This window comes from Bradyrhizobium sp. USDA 326 (assembly GCF_049739485.1).
GTDB lineage: Bacteria > Pseudomonadota > Alphaproteobacteria > Rhizobiales > Xanthobacteraceae > Bradyrhizobium.
The window spans coordinates 763,601-780,909 of the sequence record NZ_JBMGQA010000001.1 but is presented as its reverse complement, the minus strand read 5'-3'; the positions used below and the strand labels follow the sequence as shown (position 1 = coordinate 780,909).

The 17,309-nt window shown below is 66.0% G+C and carries 12 protein-coding genes; 11 read left to right on the top strand and 1 reads right to left on the bottom strand.

All coding sequences use genetic code 11. The features are described 5' to 3' along the window. The first annotated feature begins 82 nt into the window (after positions 1-82). From murG to recN, 10 genes are all read left to right on the top strand, one after another. Entirely contained in the window at positions 83-1,183 is a 1,101-nt protein-coding gene (gene murG / locus ABIG06_RS03720) for an undecaprenyldiphospho-muramoylpentapeptide beta-N-acetylglucosaminyltransferase (protein WP_370134322.1), read from the top strand. 185 nt (positions 1,184-1,368) lie between these two features. Further along, a complete protein-coding gene (gene murC, locus ABIG06_RS03715) occupies positions 1,369-2,772 on the top strand; it encodes a UDP-N-acetylmuramate--L-alanine ligase (protein WP_424578075.1) in 1,404 nt (467 codons plus the stop codon). Between the two features lie 274 nt (positions 2,773-3,046). Continuing rightward, entirely contained in the window at positions 3,047-3,964 is a 918-nt protein-coding gene (murB, locus tag ABIG06_RS03710) for a UDP-N-acetylmuramate dehydrogenase (RefSeq protein WP_370134317.1), read from the top strand. A gap of 124 nt (positions 3,965-4,088) precedes the next feature. Further along, complete coding sequence (locus tag ABIG06_RS03705; RefSeq protein WP_370134314.1) at positions 4,089-5,075, top strand: D-alanine--D-alanine ligase family protein; 987 nt, start codon at positions 4,089-4,091, stop codon at positions 5,073-5,075. 350 nt (positions 5,076-5,425) lie between these two features. Further along, positions 5,426-6,460 carry a cell division protein FtsQ/DivIB gene (locus tag ABIG06_RS03700; protein WP_124160009.1) on the top strand — a complete coding sequence of 345 codons (1,035 nt, stop codon included), beginning with the start codon at positions 5,426-5,428 and terminating at the stop codon, positions 6,458-6,460. After that, complete coding sequence (gene ftsA / locus ABIG06_RS03695) at positions 6,457-7,779, top strand: cell division protein FtsA (RefSeq protein ID WP_124160008.1); 1,323 nt, start codon at positions 6,457-6,459, stop codon at positions 7,777-7,779. Before ABIG06_RS03700 ends, ftsA begins: the two co-directional genes overlap by 4 nt. Before the next feature lie 87 nt (positions 7,780-7,866). Then, positions 7,867-9,654 carry a cell division protein FtsZ gene (gene ftsZ / locus ABIG06_RS03690; RefSeq protein ID WP_124160007.1) on the top strand — a complete coding sequence of 596 codons (1,788 nt, stop codon included), beginning with the start codon at positions 7,867-7,869 and terminating at the stop codon, positions 9,652-9,654. A gap of 360 nt (positions 9,655-10,014) precedes the next feature. Beyond that, positions 10,015-10,977 carry a UDP-3-O-acyl-N-acetylglucosamine deacetylase gene (lpxC, locus tag ABIG06_RS03685; protein WP_124160006.1) on the top strand — a complete coding sequence of 321 codons (963 nt, stop codon included), beginning with the start codon at positions 10,015-10,017 and terminating at the stop codon, positions 10,975-10,977. A gap of 248 nt (positions 10,978-11,225) precedes the next feature. Then, positions 11,226-12,116 carry an outer membrane protein assembly factor BamD gene (locus ABIG06_RS03680; RefSeq protein WP_124160005.1) on the top strand — a complete coding sequence of 297 codons (891 nt, stop codon included), beginning with the start codon at positions 11,226-11,228 and terminating at the stop codon, positions 12,114-12,116. Between the two features lie 13 nt (positions 12,117-12,129). Continuing rightward, the gene (recN, locus tag ABIG06_RS03675) at positions 12,130-13,818 is read left to right on the top strand and encodes a DNA repair protein RecN (protein ID WP_370134310.1); all 1,689 of its coding nucleotides are present in this window, start codon (positions 12,130-12,132) and stop codon (positions 13,816-13,818) included. Positions 13,819-13,875: 57 nt separating this feature from the next. Here the strand turns inward: recN and ABIG06_RS03670 are convergent, their stop codons facing one another. Further along, positions 13,876-14,817, bottom strand: coding sequence for an IS110 family transposase (locus tag ABIG06_RS03670; RefSeq protein WP_370134307.1), 942 nt, complete (start codon positions 14,815-14,817; stop codon positions 13,876-13,878). 284 nt (positions 14,818-15,101) lie between these two features. Here ABIG06_RS03670 and ligA point away from each other — a divergent pair, with 284 nt between their 5' ends. Next, entirely contained in the window at positions 15,102-17,249 is a 2,148-nt protein-coding gene (gene ligA / locus ABIG06_RS03665) for an NAD-dependent DNA ligase LigA (RefSeq protein WP_124160003.1), read from the top strand. Positions 17,250-17,309 lie beyond the last annotated feature (60 nt).

Here is a 17,309-nt window from a genome sequence, read left to right as displayed (position 1 = left end):
ACGAAGCAATCCAGGCTGTCCCTGCGGAGGGATTGCTTCGCTTCGCTCGCAATGACGACTGAGACCCTGTAAAACTCCCACCATGGACACGTCCCCCCTGATTCTTCTCGCCGCGGGCGGCACCGGCGGCCATCTGTTTCCGGCCGAGGCGCTCGGCGTCGAATTGATCCGGCGCGGCTTTCGCGTCCGCCTCGTCACGGACGAGCGCGCGCTGCGCTACAGCGGGCTGTTCAGCAAGGACATGATCGACATCGTCAGAAGCGAGACGGCGCGCGGCCGCAATCCGTTGCAACTCGCCTATGCCGGCCTCACGCTCGCCGCGGGCACGCTCTCCGCCTACCTCCTGATCAAGCGGCTCAAGCCGGTCGCCGTCGTCGGCTTCGGCGGCTATCCGACGCTGCCGCCGCTGGTCGCTGCGAAATTCGCCGGCGTGCCCGGCATCATCCACGACGCCAATGCGGTGCTCGGCCGTGCCAACCGGTTTCTGTCGGGCCGCGTCCGCGCCATCGCAACGTCCTTGCCCGGCGTCCTCGATCGCGATCCGGCGCTGTCGGCCAAGACCACGACCGTCGGCACGCCGATGCGGCCGGCGGTTCTCGCCGCCGCTGCGGTGAAATATAGCCCCCCCGAGGTGAATGGTCCGCTGCGCCTGCTCGTCGTCGGCGGCAGCCAGGGCGCGCGCATCATGGCCGATATCGTGCCGGGCGCGATCGAGCGGCTCGAGCCCGCGTTATGGAGCCGCCTCGTCCTCACCCAGCAGGTGCGCGAAGAGGACATGAGCCGCGTGCGCACAGTCTACGACAGGCTCAAGATCAAGGTGGAGCTCGCGCCGTTCTTCACCGATCTGCCGGCGCGGCTCGCCTCCAACCATCTCGTGGTGTCGCGCTCCGGCGCGGGCACCGTCGCCGAGCTCGCGGCGATCGGCCGGCCCTCCATCCTGGTGCCGCTGCCCGGCTCGATCGACCAGGACCAGTTCGCCAATGCCGGCGTGCTGGTCAAGGTCGACGGCGCGATCCGTATCCCGCAGACCGAGTTCACCTCCGACCGCCTTGCCGCCGAAATCTCCGGCCTGGCCGCTGAGCCGGCGCGCCTTACCGCCATGGCCGCGGCCGCGAAGGGGGTGGGGCGGCTCGATGCGGCCGAGCGTCTGGCGGATCTCGTGGTCAAGGTCGCGGGCGTGTAGCACCCGTCATTCCGGACGGGCCGCGACGCGGACCGATCCGGAACCTCGAGATTCCGGGTTCGCTCGCGATGCGAGCGCCCCGGAGTGACCAAAAATGCCCCTTGTCATGCCCCGCGAAAGCGGGGCATCCAATAGTCGACGCAGGCTGATTTGAATCTCAGGCTTTGCGACGTCGAGGAGACAGTATGAGACTGCCGCGCGAGATCGGACCCATCCACTTCGTCGGGATCGGCGGGATCGGCATGAGCGGAATCGCCGAGGTGCTGGTCAATCTCGGCTATGCCGTGCAGGGCTCGGACGCCGCCGACAATTACAACCTCGACCGCCTGCGCAAGAAGGGCGCGAAGGTTTCGGTCGGCCACAAGGCCGAGAATGTCGACGGTGCCGAGGTCGTGGTCGTGTCCTCCGCGATCAAGCGCGACAATCCGGAATTGATGGCGGCGCGCGAGAGGCGCATTCCCGTGGTGCGCCGCGCCGAGATGCTGGCCGAGCTGATGCGCTTGAAGAGCTGCGTCGCCATCGCCGGCACCCACGGCAAGACCACGACGACCACGATGGTCGCAACGCTGCTCGACGCCGGCGGGCTCGATCCCACCGTGATCAACGGCGGCATCATCAATGCCTACGGCTCCAACGCGCGGCTGGGAGCCGGCGACTGGATGGTGGTGGAGGCCGACGAGAGCGACGGCACCTTCCTGAAGCTTCCGACCGATGTCGCGATCGTCACCAACGTCGATCCCGAGCATCTCGACCACTTCAAGACCTTCGACGCCGTGCAGGACGCCTTCCGCCACTTCGTCGAGAACCTCCCGTTCTACGGCTTTGCCGTGATGTGCATCGATCATCCCGTGGTGCAGAGCCTCGTCGGCAGGATCGAGGACCGCCGGATCATCACCTACGGGGAAAATCCGCAGGCCGATGCGCGCCTGGTCGATCTCACCGCGGGCGGCGGCGGCTCGAAGTTCAAGGTCGTAATCCGCGACCGCAAGGCAGGCACCACACACGAGATCGCCGACCTCGCGCTCCCGATGCCGGGCCGGCACAACGCCTCCAACGCGACGGCGGCGATTGCGGTCGCTCACGCGCTCGGTGTGTCCGACGACAAGATCCGCAGTGCCATCGCAGGCTTCGGAGGCGTCAAGCGCCGCTTCACCAAGACCGGCAAATGGAACGGCGTCACCGTCATCGACGATTACGGCCATCACCCCGTGGAGATCGCGGCCGTGCTGAAAGCGGCGCGCGATTCCTACACCGGCAAAGTGATCGCCGTGGTGCAGCCGCACCGCTATACCCGCCTACAATCCCTGTTCGAGGAGTTCTGCACCTGCTTCAACGACGCCGATGCGGTGATCGTCGCTGACGTCTACGCCGCCGGCGAGGCGCCGATCGAGGGCGTCGACCGCGATCACTTCGTCGCCGGCCTGCGTGCCCACGGTCATCGCGAGGTGATCCCGCTGCCGGCGGCATCGGAGCTGGCGGGCATCGTCAAAGGGATCGCGAAGCCTGGCGATCTCGTCGTGTGCCTCGGGGCCGGCAACATCACGCAATGGGCGTATACACTGCCGGACCAGTTGAAGGCGCTGGGGTGAGCGAGCGGATGTCGAGCCATCGTCGATCACCGCCCGTGTGGCCACCCCTCTCCCTAACCCTCCCCCGCAAGGGGGGAGGGAACCCGTCCGCCGGTGCCTTCCTCACTCTCGCAAAGGCTCAGACTGCAGCTGTGATGCCAGGTGAGGCGAGCACGCTGGTCAGGCTCCCTCCCCGCTTGCGGGGGAGGGTTGGGGAGAGGGGGAAGCCCCGGGCGCTGGCGGATAGCGTTACGCGACGCAATCTCAACGCAGCTCGCATGTCGGTCGGCGCACCATGAGCTTCCCCGACATCACCCCTTCACTCAAAGCCGCGATGCCCGACCTTCGCGGCCGGCTGCTGGCGAACCAGTCGCTGGCCGAGCTCACCTGGTTTCGCGTCGGCGGTCCGGCGCAGGTGCTTTTCACGCCCGCGAACGAAGACGATCTCGCCTATTTCCTCGCGCGTCTCGCCAGCGACATTCCGGTCTATGTCGTCGGCGTCGGCTCCAACCTGATCGTGCGCGATGGCGGCATTGCGGGCGTCGTGATCCGCCTTTCGCCGCGCGGCTTCGGCGAGGCCACCGCAAGCGGAGACCTCGTCACCGCCGGCGCTGCCGCGCTCGACAAGCGTGTGGCGGAGGTGGCGGCGTCCGCCAATATCGGCGGGCTCGAATTCTACTTCGGCATTCCTGGCACGATCGGCGGCGCGCTGCGCATGAACGCGGGCGCCAATGGCGGCGAGACCAAGAATGTGCTGATCGAGGCGAGGGGTGTGGGGCGCGACGGCACCAAGCACGTCTTCTCCAACGCGGACATGAAGTTCGTCTACCGCAACAGCGGCGTCGATCCCTCCATCATCTTCACCTCCGCCCGCTTTCGCGGCGAGATCAGGGATGCGGAGGCAATCCGCGCACGCATGGCGGAAGTGCAAGCGCACCGCGAGACCGCGCAGCCGATCCGCGAGAAGACCGGCGGCTCGACCTTCAAGAACCCACCGGGTCATTCCGCCTGGAAGCTGGTTGATGCCGCCGGGTGCCGCGGCTTGCGCGTCGGCGGCGCGCAGGTCTCCGAGATGCACTGCAATTTCCTGATCAACACGGGCGATGCCACCGCACACGATATCGAGACGCTGGGCGAGACCGTGCGCGAACGGGTGAAGGCAAATTCCGGAATCGAGCTACACTGGGAAATTAAGCGGATCGGGGTGTCATGATCACCGTCATTCCGGGGAGGCGCAGCGCAACTATGGTGCGCAATTGCGCACCTGAGAATCTCGAGATTCCGGGTTCGATGCTGCGCATCGTCCCGGAATGACAACTGGATAGGTAACGGAGAATATGCGCATCACCATCCTTTTCGGCGGCTCCAACCGGGAGCGTCTGGTTTCGGTCGCCTCGGCTCAGGCCCTGCATCAGGCACTGCCCGAGGCCGATCTCTGGTGGTGGGACGTCGAGGACAAGGTGCATGTCGTCCAGTCGCGGCAGCTGCTCGAACATGCCCGCCCATTCGAGGACGAGTTCAAGCCGGGCACATCGGGCATTCCGCTGGAGCAGGCGCTCGACCAGGCCAAGGCGGAAGGGCGGGTGCTGGTGCTCGGCCTGCATGGCGGGCGGGCCGAGAACGGCGAATTGCAGGTGATGTGCGAGGCGCGCGGCGTGCCCTTCACCGGCTCGGGCTCGGCCTCCTCGCATCTCGCCTTCGACAAGATCGCGGCCAAGCGGTTCGCCGCCCTCGGCGGCGTGACGCCGCCGGCGAATCTTGCGCTTGATAACATCGACGAGGCCTTCGCCGAGTACGGACGGCTGATCGCGAAGCCGGCACGCGACGGCTCGAGCTACGGGCTGATCTTCGTCAACGCCAAGCAGGATCTCGTCGCCGTCCGCAATGCGGCCAGGCACGAAGAGTACGTGATCGAGCCCTATATCGCCGGCGTCGAGGCGACCTGCGGCGTGCTGGAGCGCACCGATGGCTCGATCGTCTCGCTGCCGCCGATCGAGATCATTCCGGGCGAGGGCAGTTTCGACTACGCGGCGAAATATCTCCTGAAGTCGACCCAGGAGATCTGCCCTGGCCGTTTCGCACCTGAGATCACCGCAGCGCTCAAGGAACAGGCGATGCTGGCGCATCGTGCGATGTCCTGCTCCGGCTATTCCCGCTCGGACTTCATTGTCTCGGACAAGGGCCTCGTCTATCTCGAAACCAACACGCTCCCCGGGCTGACCAAGTCCTCGCTCTACCCCAAGGCGCTGAAAGCCGCAGGAATCGAGTTCGTCGACTTCCTGCGCGGCCTGGTCGAGCTCGCCGGGCAGCGCGTGCGGAAATAATCGGAACTGGTTAACGGCCGGATGGGCGAAATCGCCCGGTTTGGCGGCCAAAACCGGTAAAATGCCGGACATCGCGCCACAAATGCCGGATATCGCGGGGCAAAATGCGCATGTCGTTAACGAATTTTACCTTTTGTTTACCAGGACGTCCGAAGGTTAACGCTGGCGGCGCATATGGCGCTTTGGCTGCCGGCGCGTGAGCTGTCGCGGGTGATCTCACCTCCAGCGAACGCTTTGAAGGGGAGAGGTTTTCTTCTGCTGAAGACCAGCACCCGGCCCGGCAGGTCCGAGACGTCATGTTCGCCAGGATCCGCGCGATGTCGCGGGGAAACTGTTGACGAGCCCGTGCAATGGATGGAGCAGGAAGCCTCACCCGATCGGTTTTCAGGTCGCTGAGGCCCCAAGCTGACCTGAAGGCGGCCGCTGTCGGAGCGGTCGTGCTTCTGCGCGAGTGGGTGCAGGACAAGCGACAGGAAAGACTCCAGGCCGCGCGCGCCGCCGCCAAGGACAAGATCAAGAGCAGGGCCAAGGCCGTCGTCGAGCGTGAGCCGCCGCCGCGAATGGTTGCGCTGGTCGAGCGCTATCTGCCGCACCGGGTCGGACTCAGCATGACCGTGCTGCTGCTGATCGGAAGCTGCGGCTTCGGCATCGTCAAGGGCGGCCATCTCCAGGACTTCATCACCGCGGTCAGCGACGCCCGCAACGCGCTGGCCAATTCCGCCGGATTCCGCATCACCTCGGTCGTGATCAACGGCCGCAAGCAGCTCACCCAGGACGAGATCCTCGCCATCGGCGGCGTCAGCGGCCGCTCCTCGCTGCTGTTCCTCGACGCCGAAGCGGTGCGCGACAAGCTCAAGGCCAATCCATGGATCGCGGATGCGACCGTGCTGAAGCTCTATCCGGGCCAGCTCATGATCGAGCTCACCGAGCGCAAGGCGTTCGCGCTGTGGCAGGAGGCCGGCCGGCTTTCCGTCATCGCCGATGACGGCGCCGTGCTCGAACCCTACGTCTCGCGCCGCTTTCTGTCGCTGCCGCTCGTGGTCGGCAAGGGGGCCGACACGCAGGCGCGCGATTTCCTAGCGCTGCTGGCGCGCTATCCGCAGGTCAATTCGGTGACGAAAGCCGCGGTCTTCGTTGGCGAGCGGCGCTGGAACCTGAGGCTCAAGGACGGCCTCGACATCCGCCTGCCCGAGCAGGACGTCGGCAACGCGCTCGCGATGCTGTCGAAGCTCGACAAGGACGACAGGCTGTTCTCCCGCGATATCGTCGCCGTCGACATGCGCCTGCCCGATCGACTGGTGGTGCAGCTGTCCGAGGACGCCGCCAAGGCGCGCGAGGATCAGTTCAAGGACAAGAAGAAAAAGAAGGCCGGGGATTCCGCATGACCGGTCTCGATCGCACCCAGACGCCGAAGACGCGCCCGATGCCGCACAAGCGCGGCGGCATCGTCGCCTGCCTCGACATCGGCACCAGCAAGATCGCCTGCATGATCGCACGGCTAAAGCCGTCGCCCCCGAGCGATGCGCTGCGCGGCCGCACTCATGCGGTGGAACTGATCGGCTACAGCCAGATCCAGTCGCGCGGGATGAAGGCCGGCGCGGTGATCGATCTTACCGAATGCGAGCAGGCGGTGCGCCAGGCCGTCGGGCTCGCGGAGAAAATGGCCAAAGTGCGGGTCGAGTCGGTGCTGCTCTCGGTCTCCGGCGGCCGGCTCTCCGGCCAGCTCGTCGAAGCCGCCGCAGACATCCGTGGCGGCGCCGTGACGCCCGCCGATGTCAGCCGCGTCACCTCCACCGGCATGCGCCACGCCACCGGCGAGGGCCGCACCGTGCTGCACGCGCTGCCGGTCGGCTACACGCTTGACGGCGTCAAGGGCATCCGCGATCCCCGCGGCATGGTCGCGCACCAGTTCGGCGTCGACATGAACGTCGTCACCTGCGACGCCACCGTGGCGCGGAACCTGATGCTGGCGGTGGAACGCTGCCACATCAATGTCGAAGCCATGGCGGCGAGCCCCTATGTGGCCGGCCTGTCGGTGCTGACCGACGACGAGGCCGATCTCGGCGCTGCCGTCGTCGAGATGGGTGCGGGCACGACCACGATCGCGGTCTTTTCCGGCGGGCGCTTCGTGCATGCGGCCGGCTTTGCGGTCGGCGGGCAACACATCACGATGGATCTTGCGCGCGGACTCTCCGCGACCATTGCCGATGCCGAGCGAATCAAGACGTTATACGGCACCGTCATCACCGGCGGATCGGACTCGCGTGAGCTGATGTCTGTGCCGACGGCCGGTGACGAGCAGGATCTGCCGCAGATCGTCTCCCGCGCCACCATCGCGAACATCGTCAAGCACCGTGCCGAGGAAGTCTTCGAAATGGTTCGGGACAAGCTGAAGGATTCGCCCTTCGCCTCAGAGCCCAACGGCCGCGTCGTGCTGTCGGGCGGTGCCTCGCAGCTCACCGGCCTCGTCGAGCTCGGCACCCAGATTCTCGGCCGGCCCGTGCGGGTCGGCCGTCCGCTCGGTTTCGGCCGGCTGCCCAACGAGGCGAAGAACGCCGCGTTCGCGGTGCCGGCCGGACTCCTCGTCTACCCGCAATATGTTCACCTCGAACATGTCGAACCGCGGCATACGCGGCAGCAGGTCAGGACAGGGACCGGCGGATATTTCGGAAAGGTCGGACGATGGCTACGCGAGGGCTTCTGATGACCGCTTTCCGCAATCTTCGATTTTCACCAACTCCCGCGGCCGCCGGCCGGGGCGAACCCACGCGCGCGTGATCGAGAGGCAACCATGACCATCAGCATCAATGTTCCTGATATTCACGAACTGAAGCCCCGGATCACCGTGTTCGGCGTCGGCGGCGCCGGTGGCAACGCCGTCAACAACATGATCACGGCGGGCCTCCAGGGCGTCGACTTCGTGGTCGCCAACACCGACGCGCAGGCGCTGACGATGTCGAAGGCGCAGCGCATTGTGCAGATGGGCACGGCGGTCACGCAAGGGCTTGGCGCCGGCTCGCAGCCGAACGTCGGTGCCGCGGCGGCGGAAGAGGTGATCGACGAGCTGCGCGACCATCTCTCGGGCGCCAACATGGTGTTCGTCACCGCCGGCATGGGCGGCGGCACCGGCACCGGCGCCGCTCCCGTGATCGCCAAGACCGCGCGCGACATGGGCATCCTCACCGTCGGCGTCGTGACCAAGCCGTTCCACTTCGAGGGCGGCCGCCGCATGCGCACCGCGGAAGCCGGCATCAACGAACTGCACAAGGTCGTCGATACGCTCCTGATCATCCCGAACCAGAACCTGTTCCGGGTCGCCAACGAGAAGACCACCTTCGCCGACGCGTTCGCGATGGCCGACCAGGTGCTCTATTCGGGCGTCGCCTGCATCACCGACCTGATGGTCAAGGAAGGCCTGATCAACCTCGACTTCGCCGACGTCCGCGCCGTCATGCGCGAGATGGGCAAGGCGATGATGGGCACCGGCGAAGCCTCCGGCGACAAGCGCGCGCTGACGGCCGCTGAAGCCGCGATCGCCAACCCGCTGATCGACGACAGCTCGATGAAGGGCGCCAAGGGCCTCCTCATCTCCATCACCGGCGGCAAGGACCTCACCCTGTTCGAGGTTGACGAGGCCGCGACCCGCATCCGCGAGGAAGTCGACCAGGACGCCAACATCATCGTCGGCGCGACCTTCGACGAAGCGCTCGACGGCCTGATCCGCGTCTCCGTGGTCGCCACCGGCATCGAGCAGGCCGCGATCGCCCGCAACAGCCAGGCGACCTCCGCGCCCGTCGCAAACCCGGCACCGCAGGCGCAGCAGGCGGCCGCACCTGCCGCCGCTGCCGAGAGCCGTCTCGCCGACCTGACCGCGCGGCTCCGTGCCGACAACCAGCGTCTGGCCGAACGCGCCCAGAAGCTGGAAGCGCAGCCCCCGGCCGCGGCTCCGGCCGCCGCCGCGCCCCGTCCCAACGTCGAGCGTGCTGCGCTCGCCGCCATCGCCGCTGCCGTTGCCGAAACCCCGCAGCCGCCGGCGCCGCCGCAGACCTATGGCGACGTCACCGTGCGTCCGATCGCGCAGAAGCCGACCCTGTTTCCGGAGCCTGACATGACCCCGGTCGCCATGCAGGAGCCGATGACGCCCGAAAACTTCATTCCGCCGCAGGCGGAACGTCCGCCGGTCCGTGCGCCGCGGATGCCGCGCATCGAGGAACTGCCGATGCCGGCCCAGGCCGAGATCCGTCAGGCCCGCGGCGAGGTCGAGGAAGAGACCCCCCAGAAGACCCGCCTGTCGCTGCTTCAGCGCCTCGCCAATGTCGGCCTCGGCCGTCGCGACGAGGAGAGCGAGCCGCCGGTCGCGGCCCGTACCGCCGGTCCCGCCATGCCGCCGCTGCCTGAGCGCCGCCCGCAGAAGACCGTGGCGCAGCAGATCGCATCCAGCGAGCCGGTATCGGAGTATGCCCGTCGTCCTGCGCCGCAGGGCTTGGACATGCATGGCCGCCCGGCCCCTGTTGCGCCGGCGCCACAGGGCGACGACCATCTTGATATCCCGGCCTTCCTGCGCCGGCAGGCGACCTGAGGAATGTTACAATAAGGCAGACGGAAAAAGGTCTCGGCAGCAAGCTTGCCGGGACCTTTCCTTTTATCCCGTGCAGACCCGGGTTATTTTGCCAAGCGACTGATTTTAAATCATTAATTACGCATTTGTTGGTTCAGTAAAACTGCCGATAACGGTCTCAAGCCTGGGCTCAATTTGGTTAAGCCTTGGCGCGAATACGGCGGGTTTGGGGTAACAATCGGTAAAAAAGCGTGAGTTGGCGCTGTTTGAGGCAGTGACTATGGTTTGCCGTGACTTGGGGATACGGATTCGCGGGGCGTCGGCTCTGACCGGCGAGGCGAGTTTGTATAAGTCGCGATGATCGTAGTGGGGCGGTTTCTGATGAAATTCAACCGGCAAACAACGCTTCGTGCGCAAGCCTCCGTGGCAGGCGTAGGCGTTCATTCCGGTCTTCCCGTCACTCTCACCCTCGGGCCTGCGCCTGTCGACGCAGGTTTTATTTTTGTCCGTACGGGCCTCGAGGGAAGCGACCGTGAAGTTCAGGCGACTGCCGAGCATGTGGTGGCGACCGACTTCGCGACCGTTCTCGGCGATCGCAGTGGTCCGCTGGTATCCACCGCCGAGCACGTGCTTGCCGCACTGCGGGGTATGGGGGTCGACAACGCCACCATCGAGATCGACGGTCCCGAAGTGCCGATCATGGACGGCAGCGCCGCAGCCTTCATTGCGGCGATCGACCAGGCCGGCATCGTCACCCAGCCGGCGCAGCGCCGTCTCATTCAGGTTTTGAAGCCGATCTCGGTCAAGATCGGCGACTCCTTCGGCGAGATCAGGCCGCATGCCAGCGGCTTCCGCGTCGAGGTCGAGATCGACTTCACCAATCCCGTCATCGGCCAGCAGAGCTACGTCTTCGACCTCAATCCTGAAGGTTTCCGGCGCGAGATCGGCCGTGCCCGGACTTTCGGTCTGATGTGCGATGTCGCGCGGCTCTGGAGCGCGGGCTATGCCCTCGGCGCCTCCTTCGACAACACCGTCGTGTTCGATGAAGAGCGGCTGCTCAATACAGAGGGCCTGCGCTACGCCGATGAATGCGCCCGCCACAAGGTGCTGGATGTGATCGGCGACCTCTCGCTGGCCGGCCTGCCGCTGCTTGGCGCCTACCGCTCGGTCCGCGGCGGCCACAAGCTCAACCACGCTGTCCTGACCGCGCTGCTCGCCGACCGTACCGCCTGGCGGGTGGTCGAGGGCGAGGCGGTCCGCCGCACCACGCGTCCCGTGGGCGAAACCGGTCGCGGTATCGTCGGCGGTCGGATCGCGGCGGCCTACGGGCCGGACGTGTCCTGACGAGACCTGTCGGCGCGCGCGTGTGACGACGATTTGCCCCCCGGGAAACTCCTGGTAACCAAGATCGGCTAGCATTGCGGCACGTTCGCCTTAATCCGGGCGAAATGCCTGCCTATCCGATGGGTTAACGATTGTTTTTCGGATCCATCGACGTGGTCGCATGGCAGGCACCACGGTTACATTTTGCGCCCAGGACGGGGTTCGTGGGCTGGCGGGCACCGCATCACAGGGCGTCAGGGCTTAAACTCATGTCGGCACAGCGTATGACGCGCGGATATTTCTCGGTCTCGTCGCGAGCCCGTGGGCTGCTGCAGGCCGTCACCTTCATCATGCTCGCGCTGCCGCTCGCCGGCTGCGGCACCGGCTCGCTCTGGGACAAGTTCACGGCCAAGGACGACACCTTCATCGAGGAGCCCGCCGACAAGATCTACAATGAGGGCTTGTACCTCATGAACGAGAAGAAGGACATGAAGGCGGCGACCAAGAAGTTCGAAGAGGTCGACCGCCAGCATCCTTATTCCGACTGGGCCCGCAAGTCGCTGCTGATGTCGGCCTATGCGTCCTATCAGGGCGGCGACTATGACGGCTGCATCGGCGCCGCCACCCGCTACGTCACTCTGCATCCCGGCAGCCCGGACGCGGCCTATGCGCAATATCTGATCGCCGCCTCCCACTACGACCAGATTCCGGACATCAGCCGCGACCAGGCCCGCACCGAGAAGGCGATCGCCGCTCTGGAAGAGGTGGTGCGCAAGTATCCGACGTCCGAATATGCGACTTCGGCCAAGGCCAAGATCGAGGGTGCGCGCGACCAGCTCGCCGGCAAGGAAATGAACGTCGGCCGCTACTACGCCCAGAAGCGCGACTACACGGCCGCGATCAACCGCTACAAGACCGTCGTCACGCAGTACCAGACCACCCGCCATGTCGAGGAGGCGCTGTTCCGGCTCACCGAGGCCTATATGGCGATCGGCATCGTCGGCGAGGCGCAGACCGCGGCGGCCGTGCTTGGGCACAATTTTCCTGACAGCCGCTGGTACAAGGACGCCTATAATCTTGTAAAATCCGGCGGTCTCGAGCCGAGCGAGAATCAGGGGTCCTGGATCAGCCGGACCTTCAAGAAGATGGGACTCGGCTAGGAAATTTGGTTCCATGCTGGCGCGTCTGTCGATCCGTGACATCGTCCTGATCGAACGGCTCGATATCGAATTCGCCTCGGGCCTCGCGGTTTTGACCGGCGAGACCGGTGCGGGCAAATCCATCCTGCTCGATGCCTTTGCACTGGCGCTCGGCGGCCGGGGCGATGCAGGCCTCGTGCGCCACGGCGCGGAGCAGGGGCAGGTCACCGCCGTATTCGATGTCCCAAAGAATCACCCCGCAGCGAAGATCCTCGCCGAGAACGGCCTCGACGGCACAAGTGTCGAGGAGTCTTGCGAGATGATTCTCCGTCGGGTGCAGCTCGCCGACGGCCGCACCCGCGCCTTCATCAATGACCAGTCGATCAGCGTGCAGACGCTGAAGGCGGTCGGTGCCGCCCTGGTCGAGATCCACGGCCAGCACGACGAGCGCGCGCTGGTCGATGCCGCCACCCACCGCCGCCTGCTCGATGCTTTTGCCGGCCTGGAGACGGACGTCGCGGCGGTCGAAGCGCTCTGGCACGCGCGCCGCACCGCCAACACCGCGCTGGAGGAGCATCGCGCCGCCATGGAGAGCGCCGCGCGCGAGGCCGATTATCTCCGCCATGCCTCCGACGAGCTGAAGCAGCTTGCTCCCAAGGATGGCGAGGAGACCGCGCTGGCCTCGCGCCGCACCACCATGATGCAGGGCGAGAAGATCGCCTCCGACCTGCGCGAGGCGCAGGAGGCGGTCGGCGGCAATCATTCGCCGGTCGCCTCGCTGTCGGCAGCGGTGCGCCGGCTGGAGCGCCGCGGCGTCAACTCGCCGGCACTGGTCGAGCCTGCGGTGAAGGCGATCGACGCTGCGATCAATGCGCTGGAGGAAGCCGATCAGCATCTCCAGGCGGCGCTGGCCGCGACCGATTTCGATCCGGCCGAGCTCGAGCGCATTGAGGAACGGCTGTTCGCGCTTCGCGCCGCCTCGCGCAAATATTCGACGCCGGTCGACGGCCTCGCCGCGCTTGCCGCCAAATATGCCGCGGACGTCGTGCTGATCGATGCCGGCGCCTCGCGGCTCAAGAAGCTGGAGCAGGCCGCGATCGAGGCAGACGGCCGCTATGCCGCCTCCGCCAAGAAGCTGTCACTGGCGCGGCAGAAATCGGCGGAGAAGCTCAACAAGGCGGTCAATGCCGAGCTCGCGCCGCTCAAGCTCGAACGCGCCAAATTCATGACCCAGGTCGAGACCGACGAGGCCGCGCCGGGACCGCAAGGCTTCGACCGTGTCGAGTTCTGGGTCCAGACCAATCCGGGCACCAAGCCGGGTCCGCTGATGAAAGTCGCCTCCGGCGGCGAGCTGTCGCGCTTCCTCCTTGCGCTCAAGGTCGTGCTGTCCGACCGCGGCTCGGCGCCGACTCTGGTGTTCGACGAGATCGACACCGGTGTCGGCGGTGCGGTCGCGGACGCCATCGGCGGGCGCCTGGCGCGCCTTGCCGGCAAGGTCCAGGTCATGGCCGTGACGCACGCCCCGCAGGTCGCCGCCCGCGCCGACCAGCACCTCTTGATCTCCAAGGATGCCCTGGACAAGGGCAAGCGCGTCGCCACCCGCGTCAATACGCTCGCCGCCGACCACCGCCGAGAGGAGATCGCGCGCATGCTCGCGGGCGCGGAGATCACGGCCGAGGCGAGGGCGGCCGCAGAGAGGCTGCTCAAGGCGGCGACGGCTTGACTCTCGTGTCCCGGACGCGGTGCAGCGCGTAGCGCTGCTCCGCAGAGCCGGCAACTGTTATGTTGATGGTGCGATTTTATAGGGTTTTCGGTCGCGCAGCATTGCGTTGAGGATGGTCAGCAGCTTCCTTGCGACAGCAATGAGGGCGAGCTTTGCTGGTTTGCCGGCCAGACGGAGCCGGTCATAGAAGATTTTGAAGTGATCGGCGCGACGAACGGCGTTGAGAGCAGCCATGTAGAGGGCGTCGCGGACGCGCTTTCGTCCGCCGCCGATCTTGCGCTTGCCACGATAAGCCCCGCTATCGACATTGAAGGGAGCCAGGCCGGCAAGAGCGGCCACCTCCTTTGGCCCGAGACGCCCAAGTTCGGGCATCTGGGTGAGGAGTTGCATGCAAGCGACGGGTCCCACGCCGGGCACCGAGCGCATCAACTGTGCATCATTGGCAAGCTCCGGTTCGGCTTTGACGAGCGCATGAATCTCAGTGTCGATTTCGGCGATCTCATCATTGAGGACCTCGATGAGGCGAGCGATGCGTTCCACCATGGCGCGGTCCTCGGCTTCGCTGCGGCGGTTCTTTTCCTGGGCCCTCATGGCAACCAGTTGGTCCCGCCGTTTTGCAAGCCTTGCCAAAGTGTTGCGAGCAGGCGTCGCGGCCTGCTCGGTGGCGGGCTTCATGGCGCGGGCAAAGGCCGCCAGCATCCGCGCATCGATCGGATCGGTCTTGGCGAGCTGGCCGCTGGCGCGGGCAAAGTCGCGGGCACGGGCCGGATTGATCCGGGCAAAGCGGATGCCGGCCCGATGCAGGGCCTCCCGAAGCTCGAGGTCATAGACCCCCGTAGCCTCGAAGACGATCAGCGCATCACATCGCCAACGCGCCACCAGCTGTGTGATGGCCTGTGGCGCGTTGGCGATGCGTTCCGCTACGCCGATGGCCTCATCGAAAATATCAAGGTGATGTTTGGAGATGTCGATCCCGACGCAACGAGAGGATATGATCACGGTGCCTGTCCCTGTGATGCGAGGTCTGTTGACGCAGCCTCGTGCAACTGTTCAGGTTGATAGATGGAACGGGCGGGAGACCGAGCCGGCTCACGGCGTCAAGCGCCAAGGACCCAACGGCTTCCCGCCCACCATCATCATGCCAGACTTCCCAGACACAGGGACCCAGAGCTCCCGTCGCATGGGCCCCGGCTCTGCAGCGCACCGAGGCGCTGCGCTGCGTCTGGGGCACGAGATTTCCACAAGCCTTTACCCCTCGGCCCGCTCCGTCGTATCCAAGCACCATGGCAAGAGCAGCAAAATCGAAACCGTTTCGCGACGTCGCCGACCTCACCAAGGCGCAGGCCAAGGTCGAGCACATGCGGCTCGCGCTCGAGATCGAGGGGCACAACGAGCGCTACTATCAAGAGGACGCGCCCACCGTCACCGACGCGGAGTACGACGCGCTGCGCCAGCGCTTCAACGCGATCGAGAAGCGCTTTCCCGAGTTCGTCACCGCGGACTCGCCCTCGCAGAAGGTCGGCGCGGCGCCGTCGGGCCGTTTCAAGAAAGTCCGGCATGCCGTTCCCATGCTGTCGCTCGACAACGCCTTTGCGGAGGAGGACGTGCGCGACTTCGTCGGCCGCATCGTGCGCTTTCTGAAGCTCGACGACGACAAGGTCAATTTCTCCGCCGAGCCGAAGATCGACGGGCTCTCGATGTCGCTGCGCTACGAGGGGGGCGAGCTCGTCACCGCCGCAACGCGCGGCGACGGTGCGGTCGGAGAGGACGTCACCGCCAACATCCGCACGCTCGAAGACGTGCCGCAGAAGCTGAAGGGCCGCAACGTTCCAGATGTCTGCGAGGTGCGCGGCGAAGTCTATATGACCAAGAAGGCGTTCCTTGCCCTCAACGAGCGGCAGAAGGCCGAAGGCGGTACCGTTTTCGCCAATCCGCGCAACTCGGCCGCGGGCTCGCTCCGGCAGAAGGACCCGACCATCACCGCCTCGCGCCCGCTCGGCTTCTTCGCCTATGCGTGGGGCGAGATGAGCGCGATGCCGGAAGGGACCCAGAGCGGCATGATCCACTGGTTCGAGCGCTGCGGCTTCAAGACCAATCCGCTGACCAAGCTCTGTCACTCCGTCGAGGAGCTGCTCGCCTTTCATCATGCGATCGAGGAGCAGCGCGCGCGGCTCGACTACGACATCGACGGCGTCGTCTACAAGGTCGACCGCATCGATTGGCAGGAGCGGCTTGGCTTCGTGTCGCGCACGCCGCGCTGGGGCATCGCGCACAAATTCCCGGCCGAGCGCGCCATGACGGTATTGCGCGACATCGAGATCCAGGTCGGCCGCACCGGTTCGTTCACGCCGGTCGGCAAGCTCGAGCCGGTCGGCGTCGGCGGCGTGATCGTGCAGAACGTCACGCTGCACAATGAGGACTACATCAGGGGCATCGGCAACAAGGGCGAGGTGCTGCGCGAGGGTCGCGACATCCGCATCGGCGACACCGTCGTGATCCAGCGCGCCGGCGACGTCATCCCGCAGGTAGTCGATGTCGTCATCGACAAGCGTCCCCGCGGTGCCAAGGAGTTCCACTTCCCGAAGAAGTGCCCGTGTCCGCTGCACACTGACGTCGTGCGCGAGGAGACGGCGACGGGCGAGGAGGGCTCGCGCGCCCGCTGCACCGGCGAGTTCGCCTGTCCCTATCAGAAGATCGAGCACCTCAAGCTGTTCGTCTCGCGGCGCGCCTTCGACATCGACGGCCTCGGCGAGAAGCAGCTCCAGTACTTCTTCGACGAGGGCTGGGTGAAGGAGCCTGCCGACATCTTCACGCTGGAGAAGCGCAACGCGAGGCTCAAGCTCGAGGAGATCGAGGGCTATGGCACGACCTCGGTCCGCAATCTGTTCGGTGCCATCGAGAGCCGGCGCAGAATCGCGCTGGAGCGCTTCATTTATGCGCTCGGCATGCGCCATGTCGGCGAGACCACGGCGCTGGCCCTGGCGCGCGGCTACGGCTCGTGGGACGCCTTCCACGATGCCTGCCTCAAGGTCGCCAAGGGCGACGAGGAGGCGATCGCGGAGATGGACGCGCTCGACCAGATCGGCGACACCGTGATCAAGAGCATCGCCGATTATTTCGGCGAGAGCCACAACCGCGGCATCGTCGAGCGGCTGACGGAGGAGGTCGAGATCGTCGACGCCGAGAAGCCGAAGAGCAACTCGGCCGTCGCCGGCAAGACCGTGGTGTTCACGGGCTCGCTGGAGAAGATGACGCGGGATGAAGCCAAGGCGACGGCGGAGCGTCTAGGGGCAAAGGTGTCGGGCTCGGTGTCGAAGAAGACCGATCTCGTCGTCGCCGGCCCCGGCGCGGGCTCGAAACTCGCGGAAGCCAACAAGCACGGGGTGAAGGTGCTGACCGAAGACGAGTGGCTGAAGCTGATCGGGGAGTGAGGTTTCTCTCCGTCATTGCGAGAAGCGTAGCGACGAAGCAATCCAGACTGTATCCGTGGT